Genomic DNA, 14682 nt, shown 5'->3' on the forward strand with positions numbered 1-14682 from the left:
ACCCCGCCCGACCCACCGCCCGGGCCCGGGGCCGGGCCGACGCGCCGCCCCGACGGCCGCCGCCGCTACTCCACCGCGACCGGGCCCACCGCCACCCGGCCCGCCGCGCCCTGCTCCGCGTCACCCCGCTCCGCCGCGACCCGCAGCGCGAGCGCGGCGAGCGCCTCGGGCGCGCCGGGCCGCCCGCGGACCCCGGGGAAGGCGTTGACGTCCACGATGACGGGCTCGGCCAGCCCGTCCAGCAGGTCGACCCCGTACACGTCGAGTCCGAACACCTCGCCGACGCGCAGCGCGAGCCCGGCCCGCTCGGCGGACGGCTCCCAGTCTGCCGACCGCCCCTGCTCCCCCGACCCGGTGGCGAGTTCGGACCGCCGCCGGGCGGCGAACACCTGCCCGTCGATCACCCACAGCTTCTGGTCCCAGCCGGTCCCGGGGACGAACGGCTGGGTGACGACGGGTTCCTCGGCCCAGTGTTCGGCGAGTTCGCGCAGCCGGGCCGGCCCGTCGACCCGCGCGACCAGGTCGTGCCGTCTGCTGTGCCGGCTCTTGACGACGAACGGATCGCCGGGGGCGGTGAGTTCGCCCAGCAGCCCGGCGTCGACCGTCGCCGCGAACGGCAGCCCGGCGGAGCGCGCGAGGTCGGCCATCCGCACCCGGTCCTGGCAGAGCTCGGTCGCCGCCGCCGAGTTGACCACCGGCACGCCGCGGCCCTCCAGGTCGCGGGCCAGCGCCAGCGCTCCGGGCGTACGGGCCTTGAGCAGGTAGACGTCCGCGAGCGCGCCCGCCGGCCCGGTGGGCGCAACGGCCCGCACCTCGTGCCCGCGCTCCACCAACAGCGCGGCGGTCGCCGCCAGCACCGGGTGTCCCGGGTCGCCGGCGATCAGCCCTACCCTCACAGCAACTCCCCGTCACCGAAGCCCAGCTGTCCGTACGCCGCCCCACCCGCGGACACCAGCGCGGCGGGCTCTCCGGGCACCGAGACGGCCGTCCCGCTGCGCGCGAGCCGCAGGACCGCCCGGGCGACCCGCGCCACCGCGTCCGGCACTTGCCGGAAGCTCGGGAAGTCGTTGATGTCGACCACCACCGGCCCGTCCGGCCCGAGCAGCACGTCGACCCCGAACAGGTCGAGTCCGAACACCTCGCCGACCTGCGCCACGATCCGTGCGACGCTCCCCGGCAGCGGCACCTGCCGCTCCCGCACGCCCTGCCCGGGGTGCAGCGGGGAGGAACGTTCCGTCGCGAAGAGCTCGCCGTCGACGCAGTACACCTTGAGGTCGGTACCGGAGTTCGGCACGTACGGCTGCGCGATCAGCAGCCCCTCCCCGGCCAGCTCGGGCCCGACCTCCATCAGGTGGTCCGGGTTGCGCACCAGCCGGACGGCACGCCCGGAGCTGCCGTCGGCGGGCTTGACCACCAACGGGTACTCGGCGGCCGGGATCTCCGCCAGCCGCTCCCACCGCGCGGCCGCGTACGTCACCGGGACAGGCAGCCCGCGGGTGCGGCCGATCACCGCGGCGAGCGCCTTGTCCCGGACGCCGCGGATCGAGCGCACGTCGTTCACCGTGGTGAGTCCGACGGCGGCGGCCGCCTCCAGCAGGGTCAGCCCGGGTCCGCCGGAGACGGTCTTGAGCACCCACGCGTCGTGGCTGCCGGCCCGGACCTCCTCGGAGATCGCCAGCAGCGAGTCCCCGGGGCGCAGCACGTCCACGCGGTGCCCCCACGCGGTGAGCTGCCGCGCCACGTCGAGCGGCATGCCGTCGTGCCGGTAGTGTTCCTCCACCAGAAAGCAGAGCCTCATGGGCCTGTCTTCCCCCTTGCCTCGCCGAGTGCAGACGTCCGCCGTCCCCCTCGGCAGAGCTGTAAAAGCATCAGCATGCACTCTGTGGCCGCACAAGATCGCTGCGGACCGGTAAGCGTTCGGCAACAATCCGCGCCCGGAGCGCGGCCTCCCGACCCCGGCGGCCGCCCCCGACCGGCCGGACCGGCGCCCGACCGGCCGGACCGGCGCGCAAATCGGTGGCACACCGACCGCCCCCCTGCTTGGATGCACGCCGTGACTCCTGCCGATCATGCACCTGACCGCCCGCTGCTCGACGAGATCGAGCGCTACTACGACGCCGCACCGCGCAGCGCCGCCCGCGCCGAGGACTTCGGCCCTCTGACCCTGTTCGTCCGCGAGGGCGAGAGCGGCTGGCACTACTACGCGCGCCCGACGCCCGGCCACGCCGGTCCGGCCGCCACCGCCGACGATGTCCGCCGTGTGCTGGACCGGCAGCGCGAGCTGGGTGCGCCGGAGGCCTTCGAGTGGGTGGCCGAGCAGAACCCCGAGCTGCGCGCGGCGGTCGAGGCAGCGGGCCTGACCGTGCATGAGCACCCGCTGCTGGTGCTCGGCCCGCAGGACGAGCCCGCGCCCGCGCCCGAGCTGCCGGAGCGCGTCGAGGTCCGGGTGCTGGGCGCGGACGCGTCCGAGCTGGCGGCGGCGGCGGCCGTCCCGCACGTGGCCTTCGGCGCACCCGGCACCGCTGTCGGCCCGGCCGGAGCGACCGAGCTGGCCGCGAGCGCGGCGACCTTGACGGCCGACGGCGGGGTGGCACGGATCGCGCAGCGGATCACCGACGGCACCACCGTGCTGGCCGCCGCACTGGACGGCGGCGACGCCCTGTGCGCGGGCCAGTACAACCCGGTGGGCCCGGTCGGCGAGGTGGTCGGGGTGGGTACCCTGCCCTCCGCCCGCCGGCGCGGCCTGGGCCTCGCGGTCACGGCGGCGCTGGTCGCGCACGCCCGGGCGGGCGGCGTACGGACGGTGTTCCTGTCCGCCGCCGACGAGGACGTCGCCCGGATCTACCGCCGGGCGGGCTTCCGCCCGTTCGCGACGGCCCTGATCGCGGAGCCCGCCGCCCCGGAGGCGTAGGGCCCGTCGAGCGCGTCGGAGCGCGTCCGGAGCGCTCCGACGCCAGGGGCAGGGAGTACGGGAAGGACAGGGAGGACGGAACCGACGGTCACTCGTCGTCCTCGTCCTCGTCGTCCCCGCCGCTGACGCCCTCCCCCTCGGCCTCGTCCACCACCCACGCCGCCAGCCGCTCGGCGACGCCGGACACCCCGAGCCGCCCCTCGCGGATGGCCCGGGAGAGGCTGCGCACCTCGCGGGCGGTGGTGGCGACGGTGCAGCCGCTGGCGACGAGGTAGGCGTACGCGACGGCGGTCGCGAACAGTTCGTTGGTCTTCTCCAGGGCCGGCACCCGGATCAGCTGGTGCATCAGTGCGGCGGCGCGGTCCTGCGGTTCGGGGTAGACGGAGATGTCGAATATCTCGGCCTGGTGCCGGGTGACGGCCGCGAGCAGCGAGCCGTAGTCGGTGACCTGCGGGTCACCGGGCGTGTACTGCTCGGCGGTCATGAGCAGCCACGAGAGGTCCACCTCCAGGTTCAACGGCGCACGTCCTGGAGGTCGCCCGGCTCCCCGAACTCGGCGAGGAACGCCGTCTCGTACTCCTTCATGAACTGCGCGGCCGCGTCGACGAAGGCCCGCCCGGACTCGCCCATGTCCTGCTGGACCAGGCGCTCGATGTACTGGTTCATGCTGATCCCCTGCTGCTCGGCCCGTTCCCGGGCTATCTCCGCGGTCGTGGCGTCCACGCGGACGTTCAGCTGCTTCTTGGCCATGTCCTTCAAGCTAGCGCTGAAGTGCTAGCACAACAAGGGCGCATGCACCCCGCCCGCACACCTGCCGCACGCCCCCACGCAACCTCCCCGTCACCGAAACCGTCCCCGCAACCGTCCCCGGGATGTCAGCGGCGCCCACCGTCCGAGCCGGCCGGGGCCCGCCGGGGCCGCCGCCCGCCCCGCCCCGGGCCGCCCACCTCCCATACCCGTCCACCGCCGCCCCACCCCCGCCGGAACGAGCGAGACTTGAAGAGTCCTTCACCATCCGGGACTCTGAACTCCCCTGAGCGTTCCACTGAGCGGCACCGACCGGTGTGGAGGCCGGCAATGACAGCCATGTTCGACCAGGAGCTGCGCGAGCAGCTCGCCCTGGCCCGGCAGGACCTCGCGGCGGCACGGGCCGAAGGGGACGCCGACGGCGTCCAGGCGTACGAGGGCCGGATCGCCTCACTCCTCCGACTCGCCTCCCAGCACGGCATCCACCTTCCGCACAGCGCCGACGAGGAGGAACACAACGAGCCCTGACCGGCCCGGCCCCGAACGACAGGGAGGCGGCACCCGCCGAGCGGGTACCGCCTCCTCCACCGAACACCGAACGGCCCGGCCGCCGGGAAACCGGACAGCCGAGCCGCACGCACCGGCCGACCGGCCGGACCGGGTCACTCCCCGATCGGCTCCAGGATCGCCACGCACTCGAAGTGGTGCGTCATCGGGAACAGGTCGAACGCCCGCAGCGACACCGGCCGGTAGCCGCCCTCGCGGAAGAACCCCAGGTCCCGGGCGAGCGCCGCCGGGTCGCAGGCCACGTAGGCGATCCGGCGCGCCTCCAGGCCGACCAGGTGCCCGACGGTCTCGCGACCGGCGCCCGAGCGCGGCGGGTCCAGGACGATCAGGTCGGTGGCGGTGATGCCGGTGCGCGGCAGCAGCGTCTCGACCCGGTCGCACTCGATCTGCACGTTGTCCAGCGCGGCCAGGTTGTGCCGGGCGTCGACCACGGCCTGCTTGGCGGACTCGATGCCGAGCACCGCGCCCTCCTCGCCGACGCGGTCGGCCAGCGCGCCCGCGAACAGGCCGACACCGCAGTACAGGTCGAGCGCGTTCTCGCCCCACTGCGGGTCCAGCCCGTCCAGCACGGCGTCGACCAGGGTGTCCGGCGCCTCCGGGTGGATCTGCCAGAAGCCGCCGTTGCTGATCCGCCAGGTCCGCCCGGCCGCCCGTTCGCGGACGAAGCTCCGCCCGTGCACCTTGTGCGCGTCGCCCTGCTCGTCGATCCGGGCGATGGAGACCGGCTTGTCCAGCTCGACCAGCGGCAGCTGCGCGCCGGGCCGCGGGGTCAGCACCACCTGGCGGTCCGAGGAACCGGTCGCGGCGATCACCTCGACGCTCGCCACGCCCGGCCAGTCGCGGGACTCGATGCCCAGCTCGGTGACGCCCTCGGCGGCGATCAGGCAGCGGTCCACCGGCTGCACGTCGTGCGAGCGGTGCTTGCGCAGGCCGACCTTCCCGGTCTCCGCGTCCACCGCGTACTGGACCCGGGTGCGCCAGGCCGGCACCTGCCCGGCCGGGAGCTTGCCGCCGACCGGCTCGACGCTGCCGTCCCAGCCCGCCTCGGCCGGGGTGAGCCCGGCGAGCTTGGCCAGCTGCTCGGTCAGCACCGCCGCCTTGAGCTTGCGCTGCCCACCGGGGGTGACGTGCTGCCAGTCGCAGCCGCCGCACTTGCCGGGCCCGGCGAACGGGCACGGCGCCTCGATCCGGTCCTTGGCCGGCTCCAGCACCTCCACCGCGTCGGCCCGCAGGAACCGCGAGGTGGTGGTGCCCTCGGTCACCAGCGCGACGACCTTCTCGCCGGGCAGCGCGTGCCGCACGAACAGCACCCGCCCCTCGTGCCGGGCCACGCAGTGCCCGCCGCCGTGCGCGACGGCGCCGACCTCGACCTCGTACCGCTGTCCGGCCAGCGGCTCGCCGGACGGCGTCTCGGGCCGCGGCGCCCGCGCGGCGACACCGCGAAGCGCCTTCGGCGGACGCACCGCCTGCTTGCGCGGGGCCTTCCGGGCACCACCGGAGGCCGCGTCGGCAGGAGCGCCCTTCCCGGCGCCCTTGCCGCCCGTGCCCTTCCCGGCGGCACCGGCGCCCTTGCCGCCCGTGCCCTTCCCGCTGCCCGTGCCCTTGCCGGCACCCTTGTCGGCCGCGCCCCGGACCGGCTTGCGGTCCTCGGCCGGCGGCTGCTCCCCCGGGACGACCGGCGCGGTGCGTGCGGTCAGGCCGTCGCGGTCGGTGGCCTCCGGACGGGACGGCCGGCCCCAGCGCGGCCGGGAGACCTGCCCGGGCTTGGAGCCGCCCCGGCGGGAGCCCTTGCCGGAGGAGCCCGAGGAGCGGGGCGGAGTGTTGCGCGTCACGAGGCGGAGTCCTTGCTGCGGTCGGAGGTGTCACCGGTGCTCGCACCGGTGGAGACGGAATCCTTCGACTTTACGGCCTTCGGCGCCCGGGGCTCGCCACGCCGGACGGCACCCGGCGCCGACCAGGCCTTCTGCGGCTTGCGCCGCTCGGAGGACTCCAGCTGCCAGGGCACCGAGGTGACCATCACGCCGGGCTTGAACAGCAGCCGGCCCTTGAGCCGCAGCGCACTCTGGTTGTGCAGCAGGTGCTCGTACCAGTGGCCGACCACGTACTCGGGGATGTAGACCGAGACGATGTCGCGCGGGCTGCTGCGCCGCAGGTTCTTCACGTAGTCCAGGACCGGCCCGGTGATCTCGCGGAACGGCGAGTCCAGCACCTTCAGCGGCACCTCGATGCCGCGCTCGTCCCACTCCTGCCGCAGCGCCGCCGTGTCGGCCGGGTCCACGTTGACCGAGACGGCCTCCAGGGTGTGGGCCCGGGCCAGCTTGGCGTACGCGAGGGCGCGCAGCGCCGGCTTGTGCAGCTTGGAGACCAGCACGATGGCGTGCACCCGGGTGGGCAGCACGACGTCGTCCGCCTCCTCGGCGGCGATGAGCTCCTCGGAGACCCGGTCGTAGTGGCGCCGGATGCCCTTCATCATCACGAACAGCACGACCATCGCCGCGATCGCGATCCAGGCGTGGCTGATCTTGGTGACCAGGACGACGATCAGCACGGCCATGGTCATCACCAGGCCGAAGGTGTTGATCGCCCGGCTGCGCTGCATGTGGCGGCGCTTGGTCGGGTCGGTCTCGGTGCGCAGCAGCCGGGTCCAGTGCCGGATCATGCCGGACTGGCTCATGTTGAAGGACACGAAGACGCCGACGATGTAGAGCTGGATCAGCCGGTTCGGGTCGGCGTCGAAGGCGATGACGAACAGGATCGCGGCGATCGCCAGCAGGATGATGCCGTTGGAGAAGGCCAGCCGGTCGCCGCGGGTGTGCAGCTGGCGGGGCAGGTAGCGGTCCTGGGCCAGGATCGAGCCGAGCACCGGGAAGCCGTTGAAGGCGGTGTTGGCGGCCAGCACCAGGATCAGGCCGGTCACGGCGGCGACGAAGTAGAAGCCGGGCGTGAAGTTGCTGAACACGGCCTCGCTGATCTGGGCCAGCGCGGTCTTCTGGTGGTAGTCGGCCGAGGCGCCGCCGAGCTGCTCGGCCGGGTTCTCGGCCATCTGGACGCCGGTCAGCCGGGCCAGCCAGATGATGCCCATGAACATCACGACGGCGATGCTCGCCATCAGCAGCAGCGTGGTGGCAGCGTTCTTGCTCTTGGGCTTGCGGAAGGCCGGCACGCCGTTGGAGATCGCCTCCACGCCGGTGAGCGCGGCACAGCCGGAGGAGAAGGACTTCAGCAGCAGGAAGACCATCGCGAAGCCGGCGAGCGACTCGTTGCCGGGCGTCGGCATGAGGTGGAAGCCGGAGCTCTCGGCGGGCATGTCCTGGCCCAGCACGTAGTGCCGGAACACGCCGTAACCGACCATCCCGATCACGCCGATCATGAAGGCGTAGGTGGGAACGGCGAAGGCGGTACCGGATTCGCGCACGCCGCGCAGGTTCATCCCCATCAGCAGGATGACCAGGATCACCGACAGGGTCAGCTCGTGGCCACGTAGCGCGGGAACGGCGGAGACCACGTTGGCGACGCCCGAGGTGGTCGACACTGCCACGGTGAGGACGTAGTCGACCATCAGGGCACTCGCCACCACCAGACCCGCGTTGGGTCCGTGGTTGACCGTCGCGACCTCGTAGTCGCCGCCACCACTGGGATAGGCGTGCACGTTCTGCCGGTACGAGGCGACCACGGCGAGCATCACGATCGCGACGACGAGGCCGATCTGCCAGGAGAAGTGGATCGCCGAGGCGCCCGCGATGGACAGGGTGAGCAGGATCTCCTCGGGGGCGTACGCGACCGAGGAGAGCGCGTCCGAGGCGAAGACGGGCAGCGCGATCCGCTTCGGGAGAAGTGTTTCCCCGAGCTTGTCGCTGCGAAGGGCACGCCCGATCAGGATGCGTTTCGGAAGGTCTTTCGGCATAGGCACGTTAAGGAATCGTAGGGGCTCCCCGGACAAGGCTCCGCCGTTTGTCCCCCCCTTCGTCGCGACTGCGTTCTACGGACCGGCTAGCGTGTCGGATACGAGTCGGTGGGCAACACTCGGATTGTCGGGTGTTGCCGGGACCGGCGCCCCACGAGAACGCTCGCCCCGGACGACCGGGCGGGAAAGGGAGATGAACGGTGTTTGCGCAGGTCAGTACCCTGACGGGACGGGTGAGGTAGCGCCGGTGCACATCGTCATCATGGGCTGCGGCCGCGTGGGTTCAGCCCTCGCCAGAGCACTGGAGAAACAGGGCCACTCGGTGGCCGTGGTCGACCAGGACCCGACCGCGTTCCGTCGGCTGGGCGCCGGGTTCAACGGGCGCCGCGTGACCGGTGTCGGCTTCGACCAGGACACCCTGCGCGAGGCGGGCATCGAGGAGGCCGGCGCGTTCGCCGCGGTCTCCAGCGGCGACAACTCCAACATCATCGCCGCGCGGGTGGCCCGGGAGAACTTCGGCGTCGAGAACGTCGCGGCCCGGATCTACGACCCCCGCCGGGCCGAGGTGTACCAGCGCCTGGGCATCCCGACCGTCGCGACGGTCCGCTGGACGGCCGACCAGATGCTGCGCCGGCTGCTGCCGAGCGGCGCCGAGCCGCTGTGGCAGGACCCCAGCGGCGGCGTGCAGATGGCCGAGGTCGCGTACGACCCCCGCTGGGTCGGCCACCGGATCAGCCTGCTGGAGGAGGCCTCCGGCGCGCGGGTGGCGTTCGTCACCCGACTCGGCGAGGGCGTCCTGCCCACGCCGCAGATGGTGGTGCAGGAGGGCGACCTGGTGCACGTGATGCTGCGCCGGGCCGACCTGACGGCCGTCGAGGCCGCGTTCGCGCAGGGGCCGAAGGAGGAGGGTCACTGATGCGGGTCGCCATTGCCGGGGCCGGTGCCGTGGGCCGCTCGATCGCGGGCGAGCTGCTGGAGAACGGCCACGAGGTCCTGCTGATAGACAAGAACCCCAACTCCATCTCCGTGGAGCGGGTGCCGATGGCGGAGTGGCTGCTGGCCGACGCCTGCGAGATCACCTCGCTGGACGAGGCCGCCCTGCAGCGCTGCCACGTGGTGATCGCCGCGACCGGCGACGACAAGGTCAACCTGGTCGTCTCGCTGCTCGCCAAGACCGAGTACGCGGTGCCGCGAGTGGTCGCCCGGGTGAACAACCCGAAGAACGAGTGGCTCTTCAACGAGTCCTGGGGCGTGGACGTGGCCGTGTCCACGCCGCGCCTGATGTCCGCCCTGGTCGAGGAGGCGGTCAGCGTCGGCGACCTGGTCCGCCTGATGCGCTTCAGCCAGGGCAACGCCAACCTGGTCGAGCTGACCCTGGCCTCCGACACCGAGCTGGTCGGCACCCGGGTCGGCGACGTGGCCTGGCCGCAGGACACCGCGCTGGTGACCATCATCCGCGAGGGCCGGGTCCTGGTGCCGGGCAAGGACGACACCCTGGAGGGCGGCGACGAGCTGCTCTTCGTCGCCGCGCAGGAGCGCGAGGAGGAGCTGGAGGACCTGCTGTCCCCCATCTCCGGCGCACAGTAGCGACCGACCGCAACGGCGGAGGGCCCGCACCCCGAACTCGGGTGCGGGCCCTCCGCCGTGCGGGAGCGGCTACTTCGCCGGCTCCTCATCGTCCAGCGGCACCTTGATCGGCGGCGGCGCCTTCAGCAGGATCTGCCAGGTGACGTACATCGCGAGCAGCAGCGGCGGGATGCCGAGCGCGACCTTCAGCCAGCCCAGCAGGTTGACGTTGTGGGTGAAGTACAGCGGGAAGAGGATCACCGGCTTGAGGCCCATGATCGCCACCCAGGCCCAGGTCGCCTTGGTGTAGGCGGCCAGCCGACCCGGGTTCTCCTTGCGCCAGGTGAACATCTCGCCGGTGATCGGGCCGAGCATCACCCCGATCATCGGCCAGCGCGCCAGGGCGGAGGCCGCCAGCGCGATGCAGTAGCCGACGTTCCAGAGCAGACCGGGCAGGTAGAAGTCCTCGGCCTTGCCGCTCTTCATCGAGATCCAGGCGCCGAGCGCGACGCCGAACACCCCGCTGAAGGCGTGCTGGATGGTCTCCCGCTTCGCCAGCCGGGCCACCACGAACAGGGCGCTCAGGCCGAGCGCGGCCCACGCCGAGGTGCTGACCTGGTGGGTGATGTTGTAGGTGATGATGAAGACCAGGCCGGGCAGCGTCATGTCGATCATGCCGCGTACGCCGCCGAAGGCCTTCAGGACCGTGTCGGCGGCCTCCTTGGAGGCGGCCCTGCGGGCGGCCTCCTCGGCCGCCGCGTCGTGGGTCAGGTCGAGCTGGGCGGCGTCGCCGCCGGGCTGGTTGCTCACGCTCATTCGCTCCCGTGTCCGACCGGACGCAGCTCGTAGCGGGGGTTGAACAGCACGCGGCGCCCGCGTGCGTGGCTGATCCGACCGCTGGCGACCAGCCTGCGGCCGGGCTCTATGCCCGCGATCGAGCGACGGCCGAGCCAGACCACGTCCAGCGCCTCGGTGCCGTCGAAGAGTTCGGCCTCCAGGGCGGGCACCCCGGCCCGCGGGCGGAGCGTCACCGTGCGCAGGGTGCCCGCGACGGTGACCAGCGCGCGGTCCGCGCAGCCCGCGATCGGTGTGCACCCCGACTCCGCGGCGCTCTCCTGGCGCAGGTCCTCGGCCTGCAGCTCCTCGGCCGAGGACGTCAGCCGGCTGAGCATGCGGCGGAACCGCCCCTGCGGCTGGCCGCTGCTGTTGTCACCACTCATGCCGGAAGGGTACCGGTTTCCGGGCCCCCGGCGGCAGGGCGCTCGGCCACCGGGGGCAACGACGGTCAGCTCTCGAACCGGTATCCCATTCCCGGTTCGGTGATGAAGTGGCGCGGGTGCGACGGGTCCCGCTCCAGCTTGCGGCGCAGCTGTGCGAGGTAGACCCGCAGATAGTTGGTCTCGGTGCGGTAGGCGGGGCCCCACACCTCCTGCAGCAGCTGGGTCTGGCTGACCAGCCGACCGGCGTTGCGGACCAGCACCTCCAGCAGGTGCCACTCGGTCGGGGTGAGGCGTACGTCGACGCCGTCCCGGTTGACCTTCTTGGCCGCGAGGTCGACCGTGAAGGTCTCGGTGACGACCAACGAGTCGGCCTCCCCCGCCACCGGCTCGGCCCGCCGCACGGCGGCCCGCATCCGGGCGAGCAGTTCGTCCATGCCGAACGGCTTGGTCACGTAGTCGTCGGCGCCGGCGTCCAGGGCCTCGACCTTCTCGTCCGAGGCGTGCCGGGCCGACAGCACGATGATCGGCACCCGGGTCCAGCCGCGCAGGCCCCGGATCACCTCGACCCCGTCCATGTCGGGCAGGCCCAGGTCCAGGACGACGACGTCCGGATGGCGGGCCGCGGCCAGTTCCAGGGCGCTCGCGCCGTCGTGGGCCGCGTCCACCTCGTACTTGCGGGCCTTGAGGTTGATCACCAACGCGCGGACGATCTGCGGTTCGTCGTCCACGACGAGGACCCGGGTCATGTGCGGGCTCCGCCTTTCGGGGCTGTCTGGTTCCAGGACTGTGGGACTGGCTTGCGGTACGACGCACGGCGCCGGGGAGCAACGGGCCCGACGGGTGCGCCGGCGGTTCTCACGGGACCGGTTCCGAGACCGGATCGCTCCCGTCGCCGGTCGGCTCACCCGGCTCCTCCGGGTCGGGCGGCCGTTCGACGGCCGGCAGGCTGACGACCATCGTGAGACCGCCGCCGGGGGTGTCCTCGGCGGTGACGCTACCGTCCATCGCCTCGACGAAGCCGCGCGCCACCGCGAGCCCGAGGCCCACGCCGGCGCCGCGCGGCGCGTCCCCGTACCGCTGGAACGGCGCGAAGATCCTCTCCTTGGCCTCCTCGGGCACCCCCGGGCCGCGGTCGACGATCCTCAGCTCGACCCGGCCGGGCATCCCCGGCTGCTCCAGCGCATCGGCCTTGACCAGGACCTTGACGCCCTCCGGGCTGTACTTGACGGCGTTCTCGACCAGGTTGGCCAGCGAGCGCTCCAGCAGTCCGCCGTCGGCCCGGATCATCGGCAGCGTCTCCGGGACGTCCAGGCGGACGGACTCCGGCGCCACGCCGCCGAGCGCACAGGGCACCACCTCGTCCAGGTCGGTCTCCTGGATCAGCGGGGTGACGGTCCCGGTCTGCAGCCGGCTCATGTCGAGCAGGTTGTTGATCAGGTGGTCCAGCCGGTCGGCCCCGGCCTCGATCCCCGCCAGCAGCTCGGCCTCGTCCTCCGGGTCCCAGTCGACGTCCGCCGAGCGCAACGAGCTCACCGAGGCCTTGATGCCCGCCAGCGGGGTGCGCAGGTCGTGCGAGACGGCGGCCAGCAGGGCGGTCCGGATCCGGTTGCCCTCGGCCTCCCGCCGGGCCGCGGCGGCCTCCCGGGCCAGCCGGCGACGCTCCAGCACCACGGCGGCCTGCGCGGCGAAGGCGCCGAGCAGGCGCCGGTCGGCGCCGGGCAGCACCCGGCCGCGCAGCACCAGCGCCAGGCTGTCGCCGACCTGGACGTCCACGTCGGCCTCCTCCGGCCGCTCCGGCGGCCGCGGCCCGGCGGTGGCCACCGGGACCCACGGGCCGAGCGGGTCCGGACGCTCCAGCAGCGCCGTGCTCTCCTGCCCGAAGGTCTCCCGGACCTGTTCCATCAACGCCGTCAGCACGCCGTCCCCGTTCGGCGCGCCCCGCAGCACCGTGCCGGCGAGCGCGCTGAGCGTCTGCGCCTCGGTCTGGCTGCGGGCCGCCTGGTGGGTCCGCCGGGCCGCCAGGTCCACCACCGACGCCACCGATATCCCGACGATGGTGAATATCGCCACCGCCATGATGTTCTGCGGCTCGCTGATGGTGAAGGTGTGCAGCGGCGGCGTGAAGTAGTAGTTCAGCACCGAGGAGGCCACCAGTGCCGAGCCGATCGCCGGCAGCAGCCCGCCCACCAGCGCCGCGCACACCGTCAGCGACAGGAACAGCAGCATGTCGGTGGAGAGCCCCAGCCCGCCGATCGCGGTCAGCACGACCGCCATCAGCGGCGGACCGGCCAGCCCGATCAGCCACCCCGCGATCGTCCTGGTCCGGCCCAGGTCGGTGATCCGGCGGACAGGTGTCCTGCCGTGCCCGTGCCCGGCGTGCTCGTGCGTGACCATGTGGATGTCGATGTCCCCGGCCTCCCGGGTGACCGTGGTGCCGACGCCCGGCCCGTACAGGTACTGCCAGCCCGGCCGGCGGCTGGTGCCCAGCACGATCTGCGTGGCGTTCACCCCCCGCGCGAAGTCCAGCAGACCGACCGCCGGATCGTCGCCCAGCACCGCGTGGAACGAGCCGCCGAGGTTCTCGACCAGCGCACGCTGCTCGATCAGCGCCTGCGGCGAGCCGGAACCCACCAGCCCGTCCGACCGGGAGATGTGGACGGCGAGGAGCTCGCCGCCGGAGACCCGGGCCGCGATCCTGGCCGCCCGGCGGATCAGCGTCGCCCCCTCGGGGCCGCCGGTCAGACCGACCACGATCCGCTCCCGGGCCTGCCAGGTGCGCTCGATGCCCTGCTCGGCCCGGTACTTCTGCAGGTACTCGTCGACCCGGTCCGCGGTCCACAGCAGCGCCAGCTCGCGCAGCGCGGTCAGGTTGCCCGGGCGGAAGTAGTTGGCGAGCGCCGCGTCGACCTTCTCCGGCGCGTACACGTTGCCGTGCGCCAGCCGCCGTCGCAGCGCCTGCGGGGACATGTCCACGAGCTCGATCTGATCCGCCCGCCGGACCACCTCGTCGGGGACGGTCTCCCGCTGGCGCACCCCCGTGATGCCGGCGACGGCGTCCCCCAGCGACTCCAGGTGCTGCACGTTGACGGTGGAGATCACGTCGATCCCGGCCGCCAGCAGCTCCTCGACGTCCTGCCAGCGCTTCTCGTTGCGGCAGCCGGGCACGTTGGTGTGGGCCAGCTCGTCCACCAGCGCCACCTGCGGGCGGCGGGCGAGGACGGCGTCCAGGTCCATCTCGGAGAACCTGGCACCCCGGTGCAGCACCTGCTGCCGCAGCACGACCTCCAGCCCGGCGACCATGTCCGCGGTCCGCCGGCGGCCGTGGTCCTCCACGAACGCCACCACGACGTCCGTGCCACGCTCGTGCCGCCGGTGCGCCTCGGCGAGCATGGCGTACGTCTTGCCGACCCCGGGGGCCGCCCCGAGGTAGATGCGCAGCCTGCCTCGTCCCATGAGCACCATTCTTTATCCGGCCGTGCCCGGGAGCCACCCCCGGACACCTGTTCCCCTTCCTTCGAGACTACGGCGTGAGCAGCGATTTTCCGCTGATCAGTCCACCGATCAGGCGGTTTTAGCGGCATATTGACGGTGGACCAGCCACTCGGCGGGGGTCACTCAGCAGGGATCCGGTCGGCTCCGAGGGTGCTGTCCGGCCGACGTCCGGTCGAATTACGGGAAACGCGAAGAACCCCCATCCGGAATCCGGATGGGGGTTCTTCACAAAGATTGTTCGGCGGCGTCCTACTCTCCCACAGGGTCCCCCCTGC

14 protein-coding genes are annotated in these 14682 nt (G+C 72.9%); 4 read left to right on the forward strand and 10 right to left on the reverse strand.

Annotation, left to right across the window (positions count from 1 at the left end; genetic code table 11):
• Positions 1-65: 65 nt before the first annotated feature.
• Positions 66-896, reverse strand: a complete 831-nt coding sequence (locus tag AB0D10_RS39005; RefSeq protein WP_360265431.1) for an alpha-L-glutamate ligase — start codon at positions 894-896, stop codon at positions 66-68.
• Positions 893-1798, reverse strand: coding sequence for an ATP-grasp domain-containing protein (locus tag AB0D10_RS39010; RefSeq protein ID WP_360265434.1), 906 nt, complete (start codon positions 1796-1798; stop codon positions 893-895). Before AB0D10_RS39010 ends, AB0D10_RS39005 begins: the two co-directional genes overlap by 4 nt.
• 255 nt (positions 1799-2053) lie before the next feature.
• Here AB0D10_RS39010 and AB0D10_RS39015 point away from each other — a divergent pair, with 255 nt between their 5' ends.
• Positions 2054-2911 (forward strand): GNAT family N-acetyltransferase, encoded by an 858-nt coding sequence (locus tag AB0D10_RS39015; RefSeq protein WP_360265436.1) that lies wholly within the window; start codon positions 2054-2056, stop codon positions 2909-2911.
• Between the two features lie 88 nt (positions 2912-2999).
• Here AB0D10_RS39015 and AB0D10_RS39020 read toward each other — a convergent pair whose 3' ends face one another.
• Together AB0D10_RS39020 and AB0D10_RS39025 are read right to left on the reverse strand one after the other, a co-directional pair.
• Positions 3000-3428 (reverse strand): fic family toxin-antitoxin system, toxin component, encoded by a 429-nt coding sequence (locus AB0D10_RS39020; protein ID WP_360265439.1) that lies wholly within the window; start codon positions 3426-3428, stop codon positions 3000-3002.
• On the reverse strand, positions 3425-3661 hold the full coding sequence (locus tag AB0D10_RS39025; RefSeq protein ID WP_360265442.1) for a toxin-antitoxin system HicB family antitoxin: 237 nt from the start codon (positions 3659-3661) through the stop codon (positions 3425-3427). Before AB0D10_RS39025 ends, AB0D10_RS39020 begins: the two co-directional genes overlap by 4 nt.
• Positions 3662-3988: 327 nt before the next feature.
• Between AB0D10_RS39025 and AB0D10_RS39030 the strand changes: the two genes are divergently transcribed.
• Positions 3989-4186: a hypothetical protein gene (locus AB0D10_RS39030; RefSeq protein WP_360265445.1), complete on the forward strand. Its 198-nt coding sequence runs from the start codon at positions 3989-3991 to the stop codon at positions 4184-4186.
• Between the two features lie 134 nt (positions 4187-4320).
• Here AB0D10_RS39030 and AB0D10_RS39035 read toward each other — a convergent pair whose 3' ends face one another.
• Together AB0D10_RS39035 and AB0D10_RS39040 are read right to left on the reverse strand one after the other, a co-directional pair.
• A complete protein-coding gene (locus AB0D10_RS39035) occupies positions 4321-5616 on the reverse strand; it encodes a class I SAM-dependent RNA methyltransferase (protein ID WP_360265475.1) in 1296 nt (431 codons plus the stop codon).
• Between the two features lie 437 nt (positions 5617-6053).
• Positions 6054-8129, reverse strand: coding sequence for an APC family permease (locus AB0D10_RS39040; RefSeq protein ID WP_360265477.1), 2076 nt, complete (start codon positions 8127-8129; stop codon positions 6054-6056).
• A 247-nt stretch (positions 8130-8376) separates the two neighbouring features.
• On the opposite strand from AB0D10_RS39040, the gene AB0D10_RS39045 reads away from it, so the two are divergent.
• Complete coding sequence (locus AB0D10_RS39045) at positions 8377-9045, forward strand: TrkA family potassium uptake protein (RefSeq protein WP_360265448.1); 669 nt, start codon at positions 8377-8379, stop codon at positions 9043-9045.
• The gene (locus AB0D10_RS39050) at positions 9045-9716 is read left to right on the forward strand and encodes a TrkA family potassium uptake protein (protein ID WP_360265451.1); all 672 of its coding nucleotides are present in this window, start codon (positions 9045-9047) and stop codon (positions 9714-9716) included. The genes AB0D10_RS39045 and AB0D10_RS39050 overlap by 1 nt, the downstream gene beginning before the upstream one ends.
• A gap of 69 nt (positions 9717-9785) precedes the next feature.
• Here AB0D10_RS39050 and AB0D10_RS39055 read toward each other — a convergent pair whose 3' ends face one another.
• The 4 genes from AB0D10_RS39055 to AB0D10_RS39070 form a co-directional block, all read right to left on the reverse strand.
• Positions 9786-10505, reverse strand: a complete 720-nt coding sequence (locus AB0D10_RS39055; protein ID WP_360265454.1) for a DUF3159 domain-containing protein — start codon at positions 10503-10505, stop codon at positions 9786-9788.
• 2 nt (positions 10506-10507) lie between these two features.
• Positions 10508-10915 (reverse strand): OB-fold nucleic acid binding domain-containing protein, encoded by a 408-nt coding sequence (locus tag AB0D10_RS39060; RefSeq protein WP_360265457.1) that lies wholly within the window; start codon positions 10913-10915, stop codon positions 10508-10510.
• 65 nt (positions 10916-10980) lie between these two features.
• The gene (locus AB0D10_RS39065; protein ID WP_360265460.1) at positions 10981-11661 is read right to left on the reverse strand and encodes a response regulator; all 681 of its coding nucleotides are present in this window, start codon (positions 11659-11661) and stop codon (positions 10981-10983) included.
• Positions 11662-11770: 109 nt separating this feature from the next.
• The gene (locus AB0D10_RS39070) at positions 11771-14368 is read right to left on the reverse strand and encodes a sensor histidine kinase KdpD (RefSeq protein ID WP_360265463.1); all 2598 of its coding nucleotides are present in this window, start codon (positions 14366-14368) and stop codon (positions 11771-11773) included.
• Positions 14369-14682: the final 314 nt, after the last annotated feature.

The sequence above is a fragment of the Kitasatospora sp. NPDC048545 genome, from assembly GCF_040651155.1.
Taxonomy (GTDB): domain Bacteria; phylum Actinomycetota; class Actinomycetes; order Streptomycetales; family Streptomycetaceae; genus Kitasatospora.

Excerpts from the sequence above, each read along its gene's own strand:
- AB0D10_RS39040 (WP_360265477.1), bottom strand. The coding sequence starts at position 8,129 with ATGCCGAAAGACCTTCCGAAACGCATCCTGATCGGGCGTGCCCTTCGC.
- AB0D10_RS39010 (WP_360265434.1), bottom strand. The coding sequence starts at position 1,798 with ATGAGGCTCTGCTTTCTGGTGGAGGAACACTACCGGCACGACGGCATG.
- AB0D10_RS39030 (WP_360265445.1), top strand. The coding sequence starts at position 3,989 with ATGACAGCCATGTTCGACCAGGAGCTGCGCGAGCAGCTCGCCCTGGCC.
- AB0D10_RS39025 (WP_360265442.1), bottom strand. The coding sequence starts at position 3,661 with ATGGCCAAGAAGCAGCTGAACGTCCGCGTGGACGCCACGACCGCGGAG.
- AB0D10_RS39070 (WP_360265463.1), bottom strand. The coding sequence starts at position 14,368 with ATGGGACGAGGCAGGCTGCGCATCTACCTCGGGGCGGCCCCCGGGGTC.
- AB0D10_RS39065 (WP_360265460.1), bottom strand. The coding sequence starts at position 11,661 with ATGACCCGGGTCCTCGTCGTGGACGACGAACCGCAGATCGTCCGCGCG.
- AB0D10_RS39060 (WP_360265457.1), bottom strand. The coding sequence starts at position 10,915 with ATGAGTGGTGACAACAGCAGCGGCCAGCCGCAGGGGCGGTTCCGCCGC.
- AB0D10_RS39050 (WP_360265451.1), top strand. The coding sequence starts at position 9,045 with ATGCGGGTCGCCATTGCCGGGGCCGGTGCCGTGGGCCGCTCGATCGCG.